We start from the raw sequence: 20,036 nt of genomic DNA, 5'->3' as shown, positions 1-20,036 counted from the left end.
CTGAACGACCGTCAGGAACTGAGGACCGGCGACGCGGCCGCCGTTCCGGCCGGAGTACGCGGAAGACACCGCAGCCACCGCGGCAACCGCTCGGCCAGGTACGGCTCGTAGGGCTCCTCGATCCGCTGCCCGCCCGACGTCTGCAGCGCGGGCGCCTCGGTCAGCTCCCGGTCACCGATCACGCAGTACAGCGGCTGCCAGTCGCGGCGCAGCCGGCCGATCCTGGCCCGCACCGGCCGCCGGAACTCAAGGTCCACGGCCGTCCGCACATCCCGCGTCCACAGCGTGCCGGCCAGCTCGTACGCCCGGCCGACGTGCTTCTCGGCCAGCGGGACGAACGCCACCTGTACGGCGGCGAGTTCCGCCGGTATCTCCTTCGGCCCCAGACCCGCAAGGCCCCGCCCGAGGACCAGCGGCATCATCCGCGAGCCGCCCATGGCGACACAGGCGTGGAGGATCACGGGGAACTCCCCGTCCGCCAGCCGGATCCCGAAGCGCGGCGCGTTGATCTCGTCTAACTGGATGTTCTGCAGCATGACCGCGTCATAACCGGAGGAAACGAGGATCGCGGTCTTCTGCGCATAGTATTTCGGGTGCGCGGGCAGCCGTCGTACGACGGTGATCCCGGCCGCGCTCTTCGCCGCCTGACGATAGAAATCGTCCGTGTCCTGAGTGGTGCCGACCACCGAATCGAGAACGTGCACATAGTCCCGGCCGAACCAGAAAGCAGTGGACTCCGCCGCCAGTGCCAATGCGTGCAGATACTGTTCGGCGGCGGATTCCGGCGCGGCCAGGACATGCACGTCGGGCACCGTGAACTGCCGCCTGCGCTGGATGTTCGTCTCGCCCGACCTGAACCGGCGGAACACCGGCTGCGGGCTGTACATCGCGTACGGCAGCCGGGACCGGTCCAGCGTAGTGTCCTGCAGCCAGGAGAACAGGTTGGGGTCCGCCGCGTAGCTCAGCCGGAGCCCGCCGCCCTTCTCCGTCAGCTCGAACATCCGCTGCTGGGCCGCGTAGTCGGCGGTCAGCTCGGTCATCGCCGGGCCGGAGCCGTCGAAGACGAGCGGGAAATGCACGGGGTGGACGTCGAGCGCGGCCAGGTGCGGGGCGTTGAAGGCGTCCACGCCCGCCTCGAAGAGGGCTCCCCGGGGCAGCGTCGTCAGGAACCCCCGCGGCACCCCGCGCCGGCTGAGCAGCTCCAGCGCCTCCGCGGTCCGCATCACCTCGTCCCGGGCGCAGCGGTGCTCCGGATCCCCGCCGGCCAGCATGCGCAGCGCCGAGTTCCCCGGATCGAGCGAGGCGAGCACATCCTTGTACCCGGACTCCGGCCCCTGCCACAGAAGCTCGCCGGAATCCCCCAGAATCCGGACGTCAACGGCCTGCCCCATTGATCCCTCCTGCGGAATTGAAGAACCGGGTCCCTGAGACCGGCACGACGACCGAGAGGCTAGGAGGGGGTATTCACGACGGTCAACGAAAATGGACGGCGACTGTACGCGGACTCAAGGCGTTCTCTTTCCCCTACCGCTCCGGCGGTTCCTCCGTTCGCCCGCTGGAAGCCTGCTGGAATCCGGCTGGAGCCCCCATGGGCGGCCGTTGCCCTTTCGGACCCGGCTCTCCTAACTTCCTGGGAGAACCGAGCGCCGGTGGGGCTTTTTGACACAGGAGGCGGGAAAACATGGCCGTCACGTCTTCGCGTGAAGCCGAAGAGACCTTGCGGCCACCGGTCCGTCTGGCCTCGTTCGTCGGCGACACGGACACCTTCCACGGCGAGGTCTGGGGTGTCAGCACCGCGTTCCTGCCGTCCCGCTTCCCGCCCGGCCTCCTGACCCGCGCCGGCATCAGGTCCCGCATCGGCACCGGCCTGCCCGCCCTTCCGTGCACCGGCGCCGTCCCCGAGGACACCAGCACCGCCCCGGCACGCCCGGCCACCCGCACCCGGGCCGCCAGGAACGTCACCTTCCGCCTGGACCATGCCGAGCAGCACGAGTCGTGGATCGCGGACCTGCTGACCGGCCTGAGCGAGGACCTCGGCACCACCGTCCGGGCGACCCTCGTGCTCGGCGCGGCCGCCCCGGTCCGCCGCGCCGCCTTCGTCCCCGGCACCGAGACGGACGGCACCCGCGTCCGCCATGCACCGGAGCACCTGTTCGTCCTCCAGCTCGACGGACAGACCCGCTGGAACACCGCGGACCCCGAGACCGACACCGCCGGCGCCGAAGACCCGGTGGCGACGGTCACCCTCACGGCCGGCGACGCCCTCTACCTCCCCCCGGGCCACCCGTACACGGCCACGGTCCGCGGGGGCGGCTCACTGCACCTGCTGCTCACCGCCGTAGCGCACAGCGCCCGAGCGGTGGCGGCCCGTGCGGTCACCGGCTTCCTCCGCACCACGGCCGCCCACGCCGTCCCCGGGACTTCCCCGGCCACGGCCCGCCACGAACGCCTGGCCTGGCTTCGCGCGGGCCTGACCGGCTACCTCCCGCCGAGTGAACTCGCCGAGCTGCTCCGCGCACCGGAGACTGATGAGGATCTTTGATCCTAGGGACCCCGGGTTGTGAGCCATCCCCACCTGGCGCTGGCATCCCTGCACTGGCCGGACGACGTCCTCGAGTAGTTTCTCTTCGATCACGGGGACAACGCCGCCTTCGTGTCCGACTACGGCCGCATCAACCTGCTCGAGGTCAGGTGGCGGCTGGAGACGATCCCGGCTGCGGACTTCGTCGGGATACCGACCGGAGCGTCCGATGCCGGCTGTATCGAGAGCTACGCCGACAACCCGGGGTACTGGGTCAAGCTTCGCCGCCCGGAGGTGGGCCGGCACTGGGAAGAGCACGGTACGTGGCTGCGCCCGCCGCTCCTGATCGACCGACGCCTCCTGGACCCGTCAGACAGCGGGCTCCAAGTCGTGGAGGGCAGGACACGCGTTGGTGTCCTGCGTGGCCGCCTGCGCGAGGGGCTGCACGTCGCGTCCCACCATCAAGCCTGGGCCGGGCGCGCGTGACAACGCTTCGCGCAACACGGTGCGTACGCTGCGAGCGCCGATCGTTCTGGAGGAAGAGCTGCGGATGACTGAGAACCCGTCGGTGCCTGGGCCGCGCCGGGACCTGGCGATGCACAACGACTGGTGGGCGTCGGGCTGGGACCACGTCCTGCCCCGCCAGGGCTTCCCGCTGACGATGCTGATCGGGACCGCGAGTCAGCCCGGTTTCACCGGCTCCCTGGACGACCTCCTGCAGGAGATCTTCGACGGCCACTGGGACATGATCGGCGCGGCGACCTCGACGGCGCGCTCACGTTCTCCTGGCCCGATGAGGAATGGGACTACGAGGAGGCGCCAGAGGGGCGCGAAGCGAACGAGGCACATCGCTGGGAGAAGTTCGGCGCCATGCTCACGGCCGTCGGCTACCCGGTGCCCAAGACCGTGCGGGACCTCTCCGAGCTCTACCTGACGTGGGGCCTGGCGCGCCGCGAGGAGACACCGGACGGCACCCGCTAGTCGATGCCCGCTGCGCTGCCGTTGCCTGGTGACCTGCTGACCCTGGACGCCGACCTCGCCAAGCGGCTCGACCGGATCCGCTGGACCTTGCGCACCGGCCCGCTCGTCGACGGGCTCATCAACCACTTGGTCGACGATCTGGGCGAACCGGAGGAGATCCTCACATCCCTGGACCGGCTGGCGGCCGCCACCAGCCAGGATGCCGACGGCGTCCGCATCGCCCTCGCGGAGCTCGTTCAGTCCGGGGACGCCCGCGTGCAGCGCGGCCAGGAACCGGCCGACGCAGAACGCCTGGAGGCTCACCAGCGCTTCCGCCTGGTCATGAACTGGGACCACTTCCACGAGCACCGGGTGCAGCTGAGCATCAAGGGCGACGACGCGTGAGGGAGAGCGTGCCGGGCACGGTGGGAACGGAAGGCACGCGCCTGATCGTGATCCGGGGCAACAGTGCCTCGGGAAAGTCGTCCGTCGCGGCCGGTCTGCGCGAGAAGTTCGGCCGCAACCTCGCGATCGTCGGCCAGGACAACCTGCGCCGCATCGTGCTGCGCGAACGCGACCGGCCCGGCGGCGCCAACATCGGCCTGATCGACCTCACCGCCCGCTACGCCCTCAACAACGGCTTCCATGTAGTCGTGGAGGGCATCCTGTACGCCGACCGCTACGGCACGATGCTCCAGGACCTGGTGCGCGCCCACCGAGGTGTCTCACGCTGCTACTACCTTGACGTGCCCTACACCGAGACGGTGCTCCGGCACGCGACGAAAGCTGATGCCCAGTACCTCAAGCACGTCACCGAAGACCACCTGCGCGACTGGTACCGAGACAAGGACCTGCTGCCCGACGGCCTGGAGACCGTTATCGACGCGGCAAGCACCCTGAATGACACCATCCAGCAGATCCTGCACGAGAGCGGCCTGGACCAGGTGCTCCCGATCGATCGTTTAGCGAACCATTCAGAGGTGCACTAGGGGTTCTGCTGAGCTGCTTCGTGACGCCTTCTGCGTGATTCCGCCATGCGTCGTCGCTGCGCGGGCTGAACGTAGAGGAGAACCGCGGCCTCGGCGACCAACTCGGCGATGTCAGCTATCGGGCCTGGCGAAGCGGAACTCCTTGCCGTGCTTCGGCGGTCGCCCGCCCTTGGGGATAGGACAGGGCGTACTCCTTGAGCGAGGGTGCCGGCCGTCGCATGACACGGTCCGCACGCATCCGTCCCAGCACCTCGACGGGCAGGCCGGTAAGGAGGTAGGCCATGCGCGGGGCGTCGTAGCCAGAGTCGAAGACGACCAGGATGTCGTCGTCACCGGCTTCCCACTGCCCCTGGGCGATCAGGTCGGTGACAACGCGGCGGACCTGGGCTGCGGTGACTTCGGCGACATCGTCGTCGGGACCGAGCCGGACCGCGTCCAGCAGCTGGCACCACGACGTGCGGCCGGTCTCCAGCGCGGCGACGACGGGGAGGACAGCAAGTCACAGCGGTCTGCCAACCGCTGGTTCGGAACACCCCCGCGTCGGCGGGGAGGATGACCGGCCGGCCAGCACGTGGCGGAGCATCGACGGAACACCCCCGCGTCGGCGGGGAGGACCACTCGATGTGGATGTGGTGCAGCTCCAGCGGCGGAACACCCCCGCGTCGGCGGGGAGGACGCGCGTACCTCCTCGGCCAGGCGACACACCACCGGAACACCCCCGCGTCGGCGGGGAGGACTGGCCCCCGTGAAACCGGATGCCGGAGCCGAACGGAACACCCCCGCGTCGGCGGGGAGGACCAGCCCATGGACTGGGACGCGAAGCGAGAAGTCGGAACACCCCCGCGTCGGCGGGGAGGACCCAGTCCCAGCGCCCATCTGCTCTCCCTGAGGCGGAACACCCCCGCGTCGGCGGGGAGGACCACCCCCCGGCGGCGGTCTGGTCGGTGGACTGCGGAACACCCCCGCGTTGGCGGGGAGGACGGATTCCAGGAACCGGCGCTGTGGACGACCAACGGAACACCCCCGCGTCGGCGGGGAGGACGCGACATCACGGTGCGCAAGGCCACGGGCGTGCGGAACACCCCCGCGTCGGCGGGGAGGACCTCGTCATCGAGCGCGGCGAGGACCTGGCCGCCGGAACACCCCCGCGTCGGCGGGGAGGACACCGGGGGCGGCGCCGTGGGGACGGGCAAGGCCGGAACACCCCCGCGTCGGCGGGGAGGACAGCCGGTCCGCGCCGGTGATGACGATGGGCGTCGGAACACCCCCGCGTCGGCGGGGAGGACTTCTTCTCCACCACCGGGCGGTCCTCGATGGCCGGAACACCCCCGCGTCGGCGGGGAGGACGGGCACTACGGGCACAACATGGTCCCGGGCAACGGAACACCCCCGCGTCGGCGGGGAGGACACGCCTCCACCGAGAGTTGCCAGCCTCTCGTCCGGAACACCCCCGCGTCGGCGGGGAGGACGGCAGGAGGGACGGGGGTGTGGGTGGGGACGGGGGAACACCCCCGCGTCGGCGGGGAGGACACCGCTCAGGCGCCGGGCGGGACCCCGGGCCACGGAACACCCCCGCGTCGGCGGGGAGGACCGGCACGGCTGGCATGCGACGGTGCGAGTGCGCGGAACACCCCCGCGTCGGCGGGGAGGACGCCGATGGAGACGAGGTAGTTGATGGCGGCGACGGAACACCCCCGCGTCGGCGGGGAGGACGTCGATGGTGCCGTACAGGCTCGCCCAGACACCGGAACACCCCCGCGTCGGCGGGGAGGACGCCTCGGCGACCGGACGCACCAGGCGGTCGGTCGGAACACCCCCGCGTCGGCGGGGAGGACCGGGGGTGGCGTTGGAATGGGCGTGGGCCCGTAGGAACACCCCCGCGTCGGCGGGGAGGACACCCACTCGGCGCCGGACTCCAGCGACACCCGCGGAACACCCCCGCGTCGGCGGGGAGGACGGGTTCACCGAGCCCGCCCCGTGGACGGCCAACGGAACACCCCCGCGTCGGCGGGGAGGACCGCGCGTACAGGTGGAACACCTGAATCACGGCCGGAACACCCCCGCGTCGGCGGGGAGGACCGGTGGTTGAGGTTGCGTGCCTCGTCGAGGGCCGGAACACCCCCGCGTCGGCGGGGAGGACCTGCCGTTGAACAGCACGCGGTCCGGGTCCGCCGGAACACCCCCGCGTCGGCGGGGAGGACGGCTGGCATAGCGGCGGCATGCGCCCTGACTGCGGAACACCCCCGCGTCGGCGGGGAGGACGCCATCGTCTGGGCTCCGGACACCGTTCAGAGCGGAACACCCCCGCGTCGGCGGGGAGGACTCGACCGCCGCACGGAGGGCCTCCGCATCCTGCGGAACACCCCCGCGTCGGCGGGGAGGACACGCTCAACTCGGCCGGGCAGGGCACCCTGTTCGGAACACCCCCGCGTCGGCGGGGAGGACGATCAAGGCGCGGTCGATGTAGACCATGAAGTCGGAACACCCCCGCGTCGGCGGGGAGGACGCAACCCAGGACAGTTCCGCCGTAATGGCGTCCGGAACACCCCCGCGTCGGCGGGGAGGACCGGTGAACGATCGCGGTTGCCTTCGCGGTCGCCGGAACACCCCCGCGTCGGCGGGGAGGACGCCCCCCAGGGAATCCCCGGGGGGCCGTACGACGGAACACCCCCGCGTCGGCGGGGAGGACCCGATACCCGCGGCAAGCGCAGACTTGCCATTCGGAACACCCCCGCGTCGGCGGGGAGGACTCGAGGACGGTTCCGCCGGGCTTGCATCCGGCCGGAACACCCCCGCGTCGGCGGGGAGGACGACATCGTGGCGCTGGCCAAGGCCATCAACCACGGAACACCCCCGCGTCGGCGGGGAGGACGCCGCCGGATCGTACAGCGCGAAGTCCCCGTGCGGAACACCCCCGCGTCGGCGGGGAGGACACCGACGACCACGACGCTGCACACGCCGGCTGCGGAACACCCCCGCGTCGGCGGGGAGGACGGAAGCCTTCGGCTTGGAGGTGTCGGCCGCGGACGGAACACCCCCGCGTCGGCGGGGAGGACGTGTCCATCGACACCGTGACTGGCGTCGGCAGCGGAACACCCCCGCGTCGGCGGGGAGGACGGCGATCCGGGACCTGCTGGCCGACCCGTCATGGTCCTCCCCGCCGACGCGGGGGTGCTCCGTCCAGGTCTTCCGAGATGCGTCGAGCCTGGTGGTCCTCCCCGCCGCCGCGGGGGTGCTCCGCGGATCCACGGGCCAATGACCGCCATGAGCAGGTCCTCCCCGCCGCCGCGGGGGTGTTCCGCAGGCCGACGACCGAGCGTCGATCTGGTCCAACGGCCGGCAGTCCACCAGCAGTCCCCGCCCGTCATCGAACCGAGCGAAGTAGTCCGGAGCGTGCGAGACTCGCTTGCCTCGCTCGTCCTTCCAGAACAGCAAGAACGGCTGCGACAGCAGACCCGTCACATCCGGTGTGAAGTCGAGCAGCATCGCGTGATCCCGCTCCAGCCACGACTCGAACCCCACATGCCCGCCGGTCGTCGCCGACCAGTACAGACCTGGAAAGTGCCGCTGCCCGCGATACGACGGAAAGCCGCGAACCGGCCGCCCCGCCTCGAACGGCACCGAGACCGCATCGGTCAACGGCAGCCGATGTTCTTCACCAGCGTCGTCCCGCCACCCGACCTCGAATCCGCCCCAGTCCGGCAGCACCCGCCCAGCCGTCTCTCCTGCCCCCATGTGAGTAACTGTGCAGATCCGATGGGACCAGGAAGAACAATTGGGACCAAACCTCTCCTCCGAGTGATCGACCCGGCCGACGCGATCGACGGCCCGACATCACGAAATACCGAGTTCAAAGGCCAGCCGCTGCAGTGCTGATCGGATGCCTTGCCCGTAGCCGTCATCGCCAAGTGCATCGACAAACTGCTGTGCCTGGGACAGGTGGGCGCGGGCGCGACCATCGTCCCCCAGCTTGTGATAGTCGGCAGCGAGATTGAGGTGCAGCGACGGGTAGAACCCCCGGATCGCCAATGACGCGTCGTGCTGTTTGGCGCGGTCGTCGGTCACAGCACCGGCCGCTTCCAATGCCCGCAAATCCCATGCGAGTTCATCCTGCGGGTCCTGTTGGAGATCAGCCATGTAGTGAGCGAGAACGCAGCGGTGGAAAGGATCACCATCTGGCGTTATCTCTTTCCAGATCTCGGCGAACCGGTACCGAGCGCCGTCGCCATCCCCTGCGTGCTGCAGCCCGATGGCTTCCTCAATACGCTTCATCGTCGTGTCCTCGGCGGTCACGCGAGCCTCCCCTTGATCATCAGCGACGCGAGGAAGAGTAGGGGCTGCCACTGACACTGCAGCCGACTCGGCTGGGCGCCGGCGGCCCGGATGCTCACTGTCTGGTGGCGAGGAGGTAGCGGCTGAGCAGTGGGCCGCTGTCCGGCGTGAAGGGCTGCCGCCGCATGAACTCGGGTAGTTCGGACTCCGCCAGCCAGCCATGCCATGCGACTTCATCAACACTGGGGGCAACGCTGTCGGGGACGACCGCCTCATGGACAGCGAGCCAGTGAGGGCTGAGCCCACTTCGATTCAGGAACCTGAGTATGAACCGGACGGGCGCACCGACGCCCATCTCCTCGGCCAGCTCCCGACGCGCGGCCTCTTCGTAGGATTCGCCCACGGCAACGGCTCCGCCGACCGCGACCTCGTAGTACCCGGGAAACCGGGAGACTCGCCGAGAGCGTTGATGAACGAGGATCCGTCCGGCCCGGTCGCGACACACCGTGACGGCGATGCGGTGCAACCAATCATGGCGGACAGCCTCGCTACGGTGTACCACGCCCAGCACCTGGTCTTGCTCGTCCACCTGCTCGATCAACTCATCCATAAGCCAACGATCGCAGGCCCCTCTGACATCGCTGGCATGTCCGCCTCATCGGCAGGCCCTCTGGAGTAGGGGCTGCACCGTGCAGATTCGCTGAGGTGGATCACTTCGCCGAGCAGACTCGGCGGGAACCTCTCAGAGGGCATTTGATCTAGGCAGATTGCCCTTTCTGTCCTAGTAGGTTCCTCGCCAGGTTGGTGTGGCCTCCCGGACATCCGTGGGTTCCACCGCCCTTCGGCGGCCTGGGCGAGGCGAGGATGCGCGGGGTTGCGGTGAGGCAGAGCTGGTAGTCGGAGGGGATGCCGGCGTTGTCGTAGATCGCGGTCCAGGGCCGCCCGAGGTGCCCGGCCGTACTGGGCCTCGTCCACGATCGCGAGGTCGAGCCCGCCAAACGCCCGTGTGCAGCGGAAGACCCCGCCCATCCGCCAGGGGAGGGGAGACGGGCGGGGCCGGGCATGGGACTTACCAGAGGATGCTCTGGCCCTGCGGGTTTACGCGGACAGTGGCCTCCTCCACGGCCGGCGTCCCGGCGGCATGCCAGCGGCCGAGGTGCTCCTCGACGTCGTCCCAGAGCCGGTCAGGACCGCCCTGTCGAACGATCCAGCGGCCGTCTTCTTCCTGGAGCGAGGCGAACGAGCCGGTGCCGACGTCGACGAGTACCTCCTCGGCGTGTTGGCCGTGCCGCAGTTTTAGGCGCTGCGCAGTCGGCACAGCGAATTGTGTGATGAAGCGTGTCGTCCAGTCGTTTAGAACGTCGGCACCGATGACGGCCTCGCGTTTCTTGCCCGCGCTGAGGTCCGGGAGCAGGCCGAGCGGAGGCGCCTGGTGGGGGCGGGCGAGCATGAAACTGACCTGTCCGCCCAGCACCGACCCGGATGCCGTGTCGTCGTCGTGGACCGTCAGGCGTACCAGTTCGGACGCGTTCAGCCAGCCACCGATAGTCGTCAGGATCTGTCCGCCGGGCCGGGTCTGTTCGAGCCAGGCCCCGGGCACCGTCTGTACGGCGCAGGTGGCGATGATCCGGTCGTACGGCGCTTCCTCGTTCTCGCCGAGGAGGCCGTCCCCGATCAGGAGGTTGGGGTACGTGCCGAGCCGGCCGAGAGCCTCCCGGGCCCGCAGAGCCACCTCCTCGTCGTACTCGATCGAGGTGACGCGGCCGTCACCCAGGCGGGCGCAGAGCACCGCGGTCGAGTAGCCGGTGCCGGTGCCGATCTCCAGCACCTTCATGTCCGGCTCCACCTCGAGGTCCTCGAGCATGCGCAGCACGAGCGAGGGGAGTGTGCTCGAGCTGGTCGGTTCGCGCATGATCTCGCCGCGGATGTCGGTCGGTTTGATCGTGCCTGCGATCTGCGTCACCAGGGATTCGTCGGCGTAGCAGGCCTCGAGCCAGCCGTCCCCGTCCTCCAAGACCGGGGCCCAGGCGGTGGGCGACGAGCCGGGTACCACGCGGAAGAAGCCGTTGCGGAGGAATTCGTGCCTGGGCACGGTCGCGGCGGCGTCCTTCCACGGCTGTGTGCGCAGGGAGCCGCTGGCGGTCATGTTGTCGATGAGCTGCCCAAGGAGCTGGTCGTGGTCGCTCACGGCTTCCTTTCCAGTAGGTCGGCCAGGGCTGCGCACATTGGCAGGCCGGTCTCGTGCTCCAGCCAGTGCCATTGGCCGGACGGGTTGCATTCGAGGAACCACCATTGCCCTTCGGCGTCCAGGGCGAAGTCGAAAGCGCCGAAATGGAGCCCGAAGTGGTCCATGTACTCGTGGAGCGACAGCTCGATCTTCGCAGGCGTGGGCACAGGGGTGTAGCTCAAGCGGCTGTAGTCGGTCCGCCAGTCCAGGAGGTCGGAGTCGATCCGGACACTGAAGGTGCGCGGGCCGATGACGGTCACACGGATGTCGGCGCTCTTCGGTATGCGCTGCTGGTACATGTGGGCGGTGCCGGCCACCCGCTCGTCGATGTCCTCGGCGGCCACCTCGGCGATCTTGACGACGCAGGAGACGTCGTCGACCCGATAAATGGGGTTCCATAGGGGCTTGTAGATCGTGGGGCCGTGCTGCTTGATGAAGGCTCGGGCGGCGTCGGGGTTCGACGTGATGAGTGTGCGCGGCACCTGGAGGCCGGCCTCCACCGCGGCGGCCAGGCCGGAGGGCTTGAATTCGGCGTCGCCGATGAAGTGCGGGTGGTTCACGTACCGGCAGTCGGGAAGTGATGCGATCACGCCCCCGAGGCCGTACCGGGCCTGGGTGATGGCGAACCGTGCGTCCTGCTCCTCGAGGTGCGGGAAGGCGAAGCCGGTCGGGCGCCGGTAGTAGAGCGCGCGGACATGGTCGAGGTGGGCAGTACGGGACGGGGTGTCGAGGCGCCCCCGGATCCCGTCCTGGGTGATCTCTGCCTCCACCGACAGTGATGCGGGGAAGTCCCCCGAGTCGAACCGCACGACCGGGATACCCCGGTCGTGCAGCTCGCTGATCACCACGTCGGCGGTGGGGTCGTACAAGCTGGTGACGACCAACACCGGACGCGGGTCACTCACTGGTCGTTGTCGCTCCCCTGGTCACTGTCCTGGGTGCTGCCGTTGCCGTCGGGGCTGGTGCCCGTGGAGGGGCTGGTGCCGGTGCTGGTGCCGTGGCCGGGCATCTCCATCACCTGGCCGGAGTGGTCGAAGAATACGGCGGTCTGGGTGGAGGGGTTCAGCTCGATCCGGGCGTAGCCGGGGGCCATCGTCGGGTAGGGCGCCATGCGGCTGATGCCCCAGGGGGCCGGGGTGATGGTGCCCTGCGGGACCGCCGTGCTCGTGGGCAGGCGGTCGGAGTGGACGAACATGCGTCTCCTCTGTGTCGCAGTTGCAGGGGTGGGTGGGCGGGCCCGCTGCAGAGGTGGAGCCCGGGGGAGGCTCCGCGGGCCCGCCCGACGCCGGCTGCCTGTCCTTCGTGCGTGTGGTCAACCGGCGCGTCGGTCCCCGGCGCGGGGCGGTGTTCGAGCCGTTGGGGGGCGGTTCGGTGTTGTCCATCCCCGCGCCGGGAGTCTTTGGTCTGTCCGATGGCCAGGGCCGTGAAGGCGTCCGGGCCGCCGGGCAGAAGTCATGGGGTAGGCGTGCGGTTCATTGGCCACCGGTCCGGGCCGAGCACAGCGCGCACGGTCTTGCCGCCGTCTTCCTGCGGCAGGAACCAGGTGACCCGGGCTCCCAGGCGGGCGACGTGCCACAGGCCGCGGCCCTTTTCCCCACGGATGGCGGCCTCCCAGTCAGGGAAGGCCGGAACAGTGTCGGAGACGTCGAAGACGATGGCGCCGGCATCCGTGAGGGACACAGCCAGGGAAAGTCTGCGGTCCTCCAGGGGCATGTGGGTGAGCAGGCCGTGGCGTATGCCGTTGTCCACGAGCCGGCTGACGACTTCCACGGCGCGCATCATGTCGCCGCCCCAGTTCATCGCGGTGACCGTTGTTCGGGTCCATAAGCGGGCCGTCAGGACTGCGCGCCGGATGCCGGGAAGCTCGGTGGTCCTGCGGAGCAGAACCGAACCGGCGGAGGAGAGGGATTCGGGAGCGGTCACGGCACCTCGCTCAGAGAGTCCGGCGCCTTTACGCACCCGATTTCGACCAGCAGCTCGAGTAACTCCTGGACCGCCCACCCCATTCGTCGCAGGTGGCTCACGGCCTTCCCGTAGTAGCCCGGTATCTCGGCCTGGATCGACTGACGGGCGCTGCCGATAACCTGCACGGCCCGCGGATCCTGCTTCTCGACCTCGAATGTGGTGGCGATCCCTACGAGCTGCATCAGGTCGCCGCGCAGTCGCTGGCCCAGGTCTTCCACCCGCTCCTCGGGCGGTGCCACGGTGTCGAGAACATCGCCGGCGTCGTCAAGCAAGGCGTCCCCGTCGTAGGGCTTCCAGGCGCGGACCGCCCGGAGCGCTGCCCGTAAGGCTGCCTCGCCCGGGAGCTGCGCGGGTTCCATCGAGTGGTTCCACCTGGGCACGGCCCAACTCGTGCGGCTGGGGAGCATGGTCGCGGTCACCGGCTCTCGACCTCCCTGCGGAGGTCGCACCACACGCCCGTTCCCTGGTCGTTGCTGCCCCAGGCCCCATCGTTCTCCTTCACCAGTGCGGCGACGAGGGCGAGACCCCTGCCCGCTTCGGCGTCGTCATCTGCGGGGTGGGGCTCGATGGTGGCCGGCATTCCGTCGTCGACCGTGATGCGGAGAAAGCCGCCCCGGAGGATGAGGCGGAGCCGGATCTCCTGGGTGCCGCTGTGGAGGAGGGCGTTCGTCAGCAACTCGGACACGATCAGCATCGCGTCGTGCATCAATGCCTCGCATCCGCCGAACCGGAGTTTCGCGGCAGCGATCCGGCGCATGGTGCCGATGCGCCATGCGTCCTCTTGGCGGGGCAGCATGTCATTGCGGCGCGGAGCAACCCGAATACATTCGTCCATCAGGTCCCCGTCACGGCGCAGGCCGGGATAAGGCGCCCGTGCGGCTGTCGTCGTCATCACGTCCTCTGGGGGGAGCGCGGGGCCAGCAGGGGGGATTCAGCGGCGTCTAAGGCGCTTCGACGGGTGCGCCCCGAGGCCGGGAGGTGGGCAGTCGTCATGTCGTTTGCCTCGTGCTCGCGGTCGGTTCGGTGCCCTGCCCATCCCTTACGGGGGCGAAGGAGCGGGCAGGGCCGTCAACGGCCAGTCGCGCGGACGGCGGCTGGCGGTAACCAGGTAACTCTGGTGAGTGGCAGGCTGGTTAGGGCGATCGGATGCTGATCCGACAGAAGACCCTAGGGTGATTTGACTGTCGCTTTGCCTGGCGGGCGCGCAGCGTAACCGCTACGGTGCGGGCATGAAAGCCACGCGCAATGAGGCTCTTGAGGCGTGGATGGAAGAGCACGGCTACAGCTCCAATAGCCTGGCTGAAGCGGTGAATCAGGCCCATGAGCGCCTTACCGGACGGCCCGGCGGACTGGACGGCTCCTCCATCCGGGGCTGGAAGGCGGGCAAGGTCCGGTGGCCCAAATCCGCCCAGCGAGCAGCACTTGAGGACGTCAGCGGCCTGCCCGCAGCCGCTTTAGGGTTCGTCCCACGGGGCCGGACTCCGTCCGCCCCAGCCCCACCGCAGGAGGACCCCGATATGAAGCGTCGTAACCTCGTCGGCGGCATCGCTGCTGCCGCAGCAGCAGCGGCCGCGCCCGGCACCGTAGGACCCCGCCGTATTGGCACGAGCGACATCGAGCGTCTACAGCGACGCTTCGCCGAGATCATCGCCAGTGACCACCGCTACGGCGGCCAGCTCGTCATCGAGCAGCGAGCCGCCGCGCTCGCCGACGAGGCACTGAACCTCCAGAACGCCGGCAGCGCCACCCAGCGCGTACGCAACAACCTCTACGCGTGCGCCGCCTCGTTCCGTTCCTCCGCGATGTGGGCGGCGATCGACGGCCGCCGATACTCCGACGCCAAGGCGCACATGCGCGAGGCCCAGGCCCTCGCCGAGATGAGCGGTGACCAAGAGATCAAGTTCCGCATCTGGAGCCATACGGGAACCATGTTCCGGCACATCGGCCGGCCCGCCGAAGCCTCTGCCGCGAACGACGTCGCGCGCAACCTGCACATCACGCGCCGGGATCCGATGTTCGCCTCCCTCGGCTTGGCCCGTCACGGAGCCATCTTTGGCGCGGCCCAGGACCGCGCCAGCGCCCGCCGCGCGTTCGCCCAGGCCGAGGAAGCCCTTGATCGCGCTGACCCTCACGCCTACCGGCCAATGTGGCTGCTCGCCTTCTACGACCAGGCTGAGCTGCATTCACTCGCGCTCTCTGCCTACCTCTGCCTCGGTGACTACCCGACCGCGGAATCCCACGCCCACCGCTGCCTGTCCACCCTGCGGCCGCACATGCGCCGGTCCCACGCCATCACCACCACGCGCCTCGCACACGCTCAACTCGCCCAAGGCGACGTCGAAGCCGCCACGGCCACCGCCATGAAGGTTCCTGCCGACGCCGCTACCCAACACGCCCGTGTGTCCCGGATGTTGCAAGAATTCGGTGCAGCGCTGCGTGCGCGGGCGCCGCGTAGCTCCACCGTGCAGACCTGGACCGAGCACACCCGCGACGCCTGGAAGGCCACCGCATGACCACTGCGCCCGTGACCGAACTCCGCACGTTCACCGATCTGGAGCTCATCCGTGGTGACGTGATCGACGTGTACGCGGAGGTTCGTGCCCCGCTGCTCCATCTGCCGAACTATGCGATCCACGCGTTCGGCGAGCGGCTGGACCGGCACGGTGCCGAGCCGGGGTTCACAGCCGTCCTCGCATACGCGGACGATCAGCCGGTCGGCTACGTCTACGGCAACCGCATCGAGCATGGTGACCGGTACTGGCAGCGCACCACCCCGGAACCGGCGGAGGAATATACCAGCCGCCCGGCCGTGGCCTTGAAGGAGATCGGCGTACGGCCAGCGCGGCGGAAGACCGGCACCGCCCGGCGAATGCACGACACCTTCCTCGCCACGCGAGATGAGCCGAACGTGACGCTCATGGTGAACCCAGCGGCCGGCGACGGGAAGGTCCACAGCCTCTACGAGTCGTGGGGCTACCGCGACATCGGTCAGAGCCAGCCATCAGCGGCCTCGCCGGTCCTCACCGTCATGATCCGCGCCACCCATTGACGCGGGCGGGCGGCACAGGCCCAGGCTGGCCGCGATTCTGGCAGTCTCGCCAGGCTCCGGTGGTCGCGTCTGGGACGACCTTGCGGTGCCCGGTGTCATCACCGCATCCGAACCGTCTGGATAGCCCGTTCACCGGGCTGCACCCAGGTGCGTTCGGGAAGCTCAACCGTTGTGATCCGGCCAGGTTCGTCTCCTGCTGTTTCTGGGTTCGTCTGGTTCGTGACAGGGTGATACCTGTTGACTGCTGTTTCGGAAGGGCGATTATGTGACGGCACCGCCGCGGCTGGCTCGAATGCACCGTGTTCTCATCGGTGTGGTCGTGACCGGTGCCTCGATCATCGCTGGTATCGGCTTCGCCGGCTCCTACGCGGCCGTCCGTGAGCTGGCCATCAAGAAGGGCTTCGGGAAGTTCGCCTATGTCTTCCCGATCGGCATCGACGCCGGTATCTGTGTCCTGCTGGCCCTGGACCTGTTGCTGACCTGGATCCGCATCCCCTTCCCGCTGCTGCGGCAGACGGCCTGGCTCCTGACGGCCGCCACCATCGCCTTCAACGGGGCGGCGGCCTGGCCCGACCCGCTGGGCGTGGGCATGCACGCGGTGATCCCGGTCCTGTTCGTCGTCGCGGTCGAGGCCGCCCGGCACGCGATCGGACGGATCGCCGACATCACAGCCGACAAGCACATGGAGGGCGTCCGCCTCACCCGCTGGCTGCTCTCACCTGGCCCCACCTTCCTTCTCTGGCGCCGCATGAAGCTGTGGGAGCTGCGCTCCTACGACCAGGTCATCAAGCTCGAACAGGAACGCCTCGTCTACCAGGCCGGCCTCCGCTCCCGTTTCGGCCGTGCCTGGCGCCGCAAGGCCCCGGTGGAGTCGCTGATGCCGCTGCGCCTCGCCCGCTACGGCGTCCCCCTGGCCGAGACGGCCCCGGCCGGGCTGGCCGCCGCGGGCATTGACGAGCTTCCGATTCAGTTCACCGCCGAGCGGACCACGGTTCCGCCTCGGCGGCAGAGCTCCGAACTCGAGGCCGCCGTCGACCAGGAGAAGGAACCGGCGCCGGTGCGCGGCGCGCAACCCCAACTGGTGGAGCAGCTGCGAACTGTCCCCGGGGAGCCGTGGCACGGCCTGGCGGACGAAGGGAACACCCAACACCTCGCCAGCGCCTACCAGGACTGGATCGCCGCCTTCGGATTCGTGCCCACGAACTCGCAGTTCGCTGTGTGGCTCCAAGACCAGTACGGCATCGCCACCGCGGCCGGCGGGCCACTGTCCGACGAGCAACTCGAACCCCTGCTGCAGCTCCTCAAGCAGCGCCACACGCCCGCAGCCGAGGACGGGACCGAACCCCAAGACCCGAGCGACGCGGACGACGGCTGGGGTGACTACTTCTACAACGCCTGGCTCGCGTACGCGCAGGAGCACGGGGCCTACCCCGACGCGGACGCCCTGGCCGCGTACGTCTACGAGCGGGACCAGATCACCGGCGGCAGTGGCCGGCCCGTCACAGGCGCGGACGTGGAGTACTTCGTCTCCACCTTCCGGCAGCGCGAGTTCGACGAGACTAAGCCGCCCGCCGACGGGGAAGCCACCGAGCCCGCCGCGCAGGCACCCGCCGACGATTCCCTCCCGAACGAGGAGGAGTCTGCGCAGACAACGGCCGGCGCGGGCGCGTACCCCGCCAAGGAGGCGCGCAGCCCCTGGGTGAGCGCCCCCATCGACAAGCCGCCGGGCGACGACGCGACCGGGGAGCACGCCGCGCTCACCACCGTCGACCGCTACTACCTCGCCTGGACCGAGTACCAGACCGAGCACGGCGAGAAACCCAAGGCCGAGCAGCTCTCCGCCTACCTCGCCAGCAAGAAGGGCATGACCGGCCGCGGCGGAAAGCCGGTCAGCCCGTCCACCCTGCGCCGCTACCTCCTGCCGTTCCGTGTCTACAACTTCTGGGCGGAACAGCGGGTGCGCAACGAAGCCCCGTCGCTCGATGCCATTGCGCAGGAGTGCGCAGCCCACGGGGTCACCGCGCAGCACAACCGGCCCCTCACAGCCGACTACATCGCCGAGCAGGCCGTCGACTTCGAACGGCGCTGGCAGGCACTGACCCGCCACCACGCGCAGCCACAGCAGTAACAAGCCTCGCCCTGCTCGTCACTACGCAGTGGGTCATCGCCCGCTCGCGCGTGGGCGAGGTGCTGGGCCCGGACGACGACGTCGTCGCGTCCGAGGACCAGCGCCATTCCGACGGGCAGCCGGTTCGTCCCGAGCCCGCGGACGCGGCGAAGCCGAAGTCCGTGGTGCCGATGTGGCGTGCGGGGCTGTCCTGGGCAGCGTTGTCAGTGGACTACCAGCGCATCCTGCAGGCCCTGGCGGACCGGAACCGGTTCGGGCAGTGTCCGCTGACGTGCCAGGAGATGGCCGCCTGCTTCGGTCTGGACCCGGTGCCGGGGAAGGTCGCGTACCTGGATCTGGGCTGACCAGCCGAGAGGCTGACCTCGGCGTTTTCGGCCCGTGGCCCGACGTTCCCCTTTGGTCCCCGTTCGTCACTGCCCGATCGGGCACGCAGGGGGCACGTTGACTTCTCCCCGCTCCGACGGGACCGCACTGCTGGACAGCGAAGTTGCAGGTCGCGATCATCGTGTCCATGACCATTCTGGTAGTGCTGCTTGCAGTGGTGTTATTGGTGTTCGTCTTCGGTGTAGCCAGCGACAGACGCGCACGACGGCGTGGAGGTAGGAACCGAGACAGCCGCAGCATCTCACTCGGGGCGCGGCAGGCTCGGCGTGATCTTCGTGTCTGGGAGCGCGAGTCATTGGCCAACAGGAGGGCGGGACTCCCCCGGAGGAACCACCACACGCAATGACTGGACGGCTCCCGAACCACCATTCCCCTCCCAGCCGGCTACCTGCCGTCCGCTGCCCTGGAGCCAGCCTCCGACTGACCCTGGCCCGCCCCGGCCACAGGTTCGCGCCTGTCATCGCCCCGTGCCGTGACCGGCTCCGGGTGCTCCCATGCCTCGGGCAGCAGCAGCACGGCCAGGTTCGCCGCTGCCACGAGCACCGCACCTGCCAGCAGTGGTGCCGAGGTGCCGAGGAGGGTGGCAACCGGAACGGCCACGGCCAGGCCCAACGGGCGGGCGGCAAACGAGATCAGCGCGTCGAAGGAGCCTACCCGCCCGAGCACCTCCTGCGGGATGCGGCGCTGGATGGCGGTCTCCCACAGCGGGCTGAGCACTCCTAGACCGAACATCGCCAGGAAGTACGCAGACGCCGCCCAGGGCAGCGCCAGTTCCAGCCCGAAGGCCGCCAGCGGCAGCGCGAAGACGGCCGCGCCCACGGCCACGCCGACCAGCGGGCGGCGCATCGGCATCCGTCTGCGGCAAAAGCATGGACACCGAGAGTCAGGGCCGGGAGCGGCCCGCAGAAGGGGACGACTCCGTCGACGTGCACCTTGCACGCTGGCGCGGCAAGGCCCCGTTCGACGCGCGGGTGGAGGGGATCATCACCCGCATTCAGCTCCTGGCCAAGCATGTCGGCCAAGCCAAAGACCGCGCCCTGGCCGAGGTTGGCTTGCAGGAGTTCGAGTTCGCCACACTGCACCGGCTCGGCGCGCGCGAGGCCCCGGGGCGGGCCACCCCCTCCGAGCTAGCGGCTGAACTCATGCTCTCCCCTGCTGGCATGACAGGCCGTCTGGACACCCTTGAACAGTCAGGTCTGGTGCGGCGTGTGCGCAGCAGTCAGGACCGACGCCGGGTGGACGTGGAGCTCACCGAGGCGGGGCGCACCCGCTGGCTGGCCGCGATGGAGCTGCGCGGGCAGGCGGAGGACTCGATGGTCGCCCCGCTCGACCCGGCAGAGCAGGACGCACTCAGCGCCCTGCTCAAGCGGATGCTGATCCAGGCGGAGGCAGACAGCCGCCACCGGTGAACCCCGAGTCGATGGTGTTGCTTCTCGCCGTCAGGTCTCAGACGTCATCCGCTTTCCGAACGTGATCGTTTGGTTCGGGCTGGATGGGCATGAACTCCGGTTGATGACGGGAGAGATGGGGGCGGTTCGTCC

At 69.5% G+C, this 20,036-nt stretch carries 18 protein-coding genes, 4 pseudogenes and 1 CRISPR repeat array; of the genes and pseudogenes, 10 read left to right on the top strand and 12 right to left on the bottom strand.

Features of this window, described 5'->3' with window-relative positions:
* Positions 1-11: 11 nt before the first annotated feature.
* The gene (locus tag ACWC2T_RS41485; RefSeq protein WP_450675466.1) at positions 12-1,391 is read right to left on the bottom strand and encodes a His/Gly/Thr/Pro-type tRNA ligase C-terminal domain-containing protein; all 1,380 of its coding nucleotides are present in this window, start codon (positions 1,389-1,391) and stop codon (positions 12-14) included.
* 290 nt (positions 1,392-1,681) lie between these two features.
* Between ACWC2T_RS41485 and ACWC2T_RS41480 the strand changes: the two genes are divergently transcribed.
* The 5 genes and pseudogenes from ACWC2T_RS41480 (at position 1,682) to ACWC2T_RS41460 (ending at position 4,470) form a co-directional block, all read left to right on the top strand.
* Positions 1,682-2,542: a JmjC domain-containing protein gene (locus ACWC2T_RS41480; protein ID WP_450675465.1), complete on the top strand. Its 861-nt coding sequence runs from the start codon at positions 1,682-1,684 to the stop codon at positions 2,540-2,542.
* 111 nt (positions 2,543-2,653) lie between these two features.
* Positions 2,654-3,007, top strand: coding sequence for a hypothetical protein (locus tag ACWC2T_RS41475; protein ID WP_450675464.1), 354 nt, complete (start codon positions 2,654-2,656; stop codon positions 3,005-3,007).
* Positions 3,008-3,071: 64 nt separating this feature from the next.
* Positions 3,072-3,455, top strand: a complete 384-nt coding sequence (locus ACWC2T_RS41470) for a DUF6042 family protein (RefSeq protein ID WP_450675477.1) — start codon at positions 3,072-3,074, stop codon at positions 3,453-3,455.
* Positions 3,362-3,886 (top strand): annotated as a pseudogene (locus tag ACWC2T_RS41465) (DUF6042 family protein); the annotation flags it as partial. The gene ACWC2T_RS41470 and the pseudogene ACWC2T_RS41465, both read left to right, overlap by 94 nt.
* Positions 3,883-4,470, top strand: coding sequence for an AAA family ATPase (locus ACWC2T_RS41460; protein WP_450675463.1), 588 nt, complete (start codon positions 3,883-3,885; stop codon positions 4,468-4,470). The pseudogene ACWC2T_RS41465 and the gene ACWC2T_RS41460, both read left to right, overlap by 4 nt.
* A gap of 114 nt (positions 4,471-4,584) precedes the next feature.
* Here ACWC2T_RS41460 and ACWC2T_RS41455 read toward each other — a convergent pair.
* From ACWC2T_RS41455 to ACWC2T_RS41410, 10 genes and pseudogenes are all read right to left on the bottom strand, one after another.
* Positions 4,585-4,951 (bottom strand): annotated as a pseudogene (locus ACWC2T_RS41455) (transposase); the annotation flags it as partial.
* Between the two features lie 44 nt (positions 4,952-4,995).
* Positions 4,996-7,587: a CRISPR direct-repeat array (repeat unit 29 nt; unit sequence CGGAACACCCCCGCGTCGGCGGGGAGGAC).
* A 204-nt stretch (positions 7,588-7,791) separates the two neighbouring features.
* Positions 7,792-8,205 (bottom strand): annotated as a pseudogene (locus ACWC2T_RS41450) (TnsA-like heteromeric transposase endonuclease subunit); the annotation flags it as partial.
* Positions 8,206-8,304: 99 nt separating this feature from the next.
* A complete protein-coding gene (locus ACWC2T_RS41445) occupies positions 8,305-8,763 on the bottom strand; it encodes a hypothetical protein (RefSeq protein ID WP_450675462.1) in 459 nt (152 codons plus the stop codon).
* Positions 8,764-8,857: 94 nt separating this feature from the next.
* Complete coding sequence (locus tag ACWC2T_RS41440; RefSeq protein WP_450675461.1) at positions 8,858-9,352, bottom strand: NUDIX domain-containing protein; 495 nt, start codon at positions 9,350-9,352, stop codon at positions 8,858-8,860.
* A 459-nt stretch (positions 9,353-9,811) separates the two neighbouring features.
* Positions 9,812-10,930 (bottom strand): ATP-grasp peptide maturase system methyltransferase, encoded by a 1,119-nt coding sequence (gene tgmC / locus ACWC2T_RS41435; RefSeq protein ID WP_450675460.1) that lies wholly within the window; start codon positions 10,928-10,930, stop codon positions 9,812-9,814.
* Complete coding sequence (tgmB, locus tag ACWC2T_RS41430; RefSeq protein WP_450675459.1) at positions 10,927-11,874, bottom strand: ATP-grasp ribosomal peptide maturase; 948 nt, start codon at positions 11,872-11,874, stop codon at positions 10,927-10,929. Before tgmB ends, tgmC begins: the two co-directional genes overlap by 4 nt.
* Entirely contained in the window at positions 11,871-12,164 is a 294-nt protein-coding gene (gene tgmA / locus ACWC2T_RS41425; protein ID WP_450675458.1) for a putative ATP-grasp-modified RiPP, read from the bottom strand. The genes tgmB and tgmA overlap by 4 nt, the downstream gene beginning before the upstream one ends.
* A gap of 257 nt (positions 12,165-12,421) precedes the next feature.
* Positions 12,422-12,892, bottom strand: coding sequence for an ATP-binding protein (locus ACWC2T_RS41420; RefSeq protein ID WP_450675457.1), 471 nt, complete (start codon positions 12,890-12,892; stop codon positions 12,422-12,424).
* Positions 12,889-13,293 carry a DUF6415 family natural product biosynthesis protein gene (locus ACWC2T_RS41415; RefSeq protein ID WP_450675456.1) on the bottom strand — a complete coding sequence of 135 codons (405 nt, stop codon included), beginning with the start codon at positions 13,291-13,293 and terminating at the stop codon, positions 12,889-12,891. Before ACWC2T_RS41415 ends, ACWC2T_RS41420 begins: the two co-directional genes overlap by 4 nt.
* 56 nt (positions 13,294-13,349) lie before the next feature.
* On the bottom strand, positions 13,350-13,826 hold the full coding sequence (locus tag ACWC2T_RS41410; protein ID WP_450675455.1) for an ATP-binding protein: 477 nt from the start codon (positions 13,824-13,826) through the stop codon (positions 13,350-13,352).
* Between the two features lie 337 nt (positions 13,827-14,163).
* On the opposite strand from ACWC2T_RS41410, the gene ACWC2T_RS41405 reads away from it, so the two are divergent.
* The 4 genes and pseudogenes from ACWC2T_RS41405 to ACWC2T_RS41390 form a co-directional block, all read left to right on the top strand.
* Complete coding sequence (locus tag ACWC2T_RS41405) at positions 14,164-15,447, top strand: XRE family transcriptional regulator (protein WP_450675454.1); 1,284 nt, start codon at positions 14,164-14,166, stop codon at positions 15,445-15,447.
* On the top strand, positions 15,444-15,983 hold the full coding sequence (locus ACWC2T_RS41400) for a GNAT family N-acetyltransferase (protein WP_450675453.1): 540 nt from the start codon (positions 15,444-15,446) through the stop codon (positions 15,981-15,983). Before ACWC2T_RS41405 ends, ACWC2T_RS41400 begins: the two co-directional genes overlap by 4 nt.
* A 292-nt stretch (positions 15,984-16,275) precedes the next feature.
* Positions 16,276-18,111: a DUF2637 domain-containing protein gene (locus tag ACWC2T_RS41395; protein ID WP_450675452.1), complete on the top strand. Its 1,836-nt coding sequence runs from the start codon at positions 16,276-16,278 to the stop codon at positions 18,109-18,111.
* 137 nt (positions 18,112-18,248) lie between these two features.
* Positions 18,249-18,443 (top strand): annotated as a pseudogene (locus ACWC2T_RS41390) (hypothetical protein); the annotation flags it as partial.
* A gap of 436 nt (positions 18,444-18,879) precedes the next feature.
* Here the strand turns inward: ACWC2T_RS41390 and ACWC2T_RS41385 are convergent.
* Positions 18,880-19,341, bottom strand: a complete 462-nt coding sequence (locus ACWC2T_RS41385) for a hypothetical protein (protein ID WP_450675451.1) — start codon at positions 19,339-19,341, stop codon at positions 18,880-18,882.
* Between the two features lie 23 nt (positions 19,342-19,364).
* Here ACWC2T_RS41385 and ACWC2T_RS41380 point away from each other — a divergent pair, with 23 nt between their 5' ends.
* Positions 19,365-19,904, top strand: coding sequence for a MarR family winged helix-turn-helix transcriptional regulator (locus ACWC2T_RS41380; protein ID WP_071384617.1), 540 nt, complete (start codon positions 19,365-19,367; stop codon positions 19,902-19,904).
* The last annotated feature ends 132 nt before the right edge of the window (positions 19,905-20,036 follow it).

It is taken from the genome of Streptomyces sp. NPDC001393 (genome assembly GCF_053597455.1).
This window is presented reverse-complemented; position numbering and strand designations above follow the sequence as displayed.

Excerpts from the sequence above, each read along its gene's own strand:
- ACWC2T_RS41485 (WP_450675466.1), bottom strand. The coding sequence starts at position 1,391 with ATGGGGCAGGCCGTTGACGTCCGGATTCTGGGGGATTCCGGCGAGCTT.
- ACWC2T_RS41480 (WP_450675465.1), top strand. The coding sequence starts at position 1,682 with ATGGCCGTCACGTCTTCGCGTGAAGCCGAAGAGACCTTGCGGCCACCG.
- ACWC2T_RS41470 (WP_450675477.1), top strand. The coding sequence starts at position 3,072 with ATGACTGAGAACCCGTCGGTGCCTGGGCCGCGCCGGGACCTGGCGATG.
- ACWC2T_RS41440 (WP_450675461.1), bottom strand. The coding sequence starts at position 9,352 with ATGGATGAGTTGATCGAGCAGGTGGACGAGCAAGACCAGGTGCTGGGC.
- tgmA (WP_450675458.1), bottom strand. The coding sequence starts at position 12,164 with ATGTTCGTCCACTCCGACCGCCTGCCCACGAGCACGGCGGTCCCGCAG.
- ACWC2T_RS41415 (WP_450675456.1), bottom strand. The coding sequence starts at position 13,293 with ATGGAACCCGCGCAGCTCCCGGGCGAGGCAGCCTTACGGGCAGCGCTC.
- ACWC2T_RS41410 (WP_450675455.1), bottom strand. The coding sequence starts at position 13,826 with ATGACGACGACAGCCGCACGGGCGCCTTATCCCGGCCTGCGCCGTGAC.
- ACWC2T_RS41405 (WP_450675454.1), top strand. The coding sequence starts at position 14,164 with ATGAAAGCCACGCGCAATGAGGCTCTTGAGGCGTGGATGGAAGAGCAC.
- ACWC2T_RS41400 (WP_450675453.1), top strand. The coding sequence starts at position 15,444 with ATGACCACTGCGCCCGTGACCGAACTCCGCACGTTCACCGATCTGGAG.
- ACWC2T_RS41395 (WP_450675452.1), top strand. The coding sequence starts at position 16,276 with ATGCACCGTGTTCTCATCGGTGTGGTCGTGACCGGTGCCTCGATCATC.
- ACWC2T_RS41385 (WP_450675451.1), bottom strand. The coding sequence starts at position 19,341 with ATGCGCCGCCCGCTGGTCGGCGTGGCCGTGGGCGCGGCCGTCTTCGCG.
- ACWC2T_RS41380 (WP_071384617.1), top strand. The coding sequence starts at position 19,365 with ATGGACACCGAGAGTCAGGGCCGGGAGCGGCCCGCAGAAGGGGACGAC.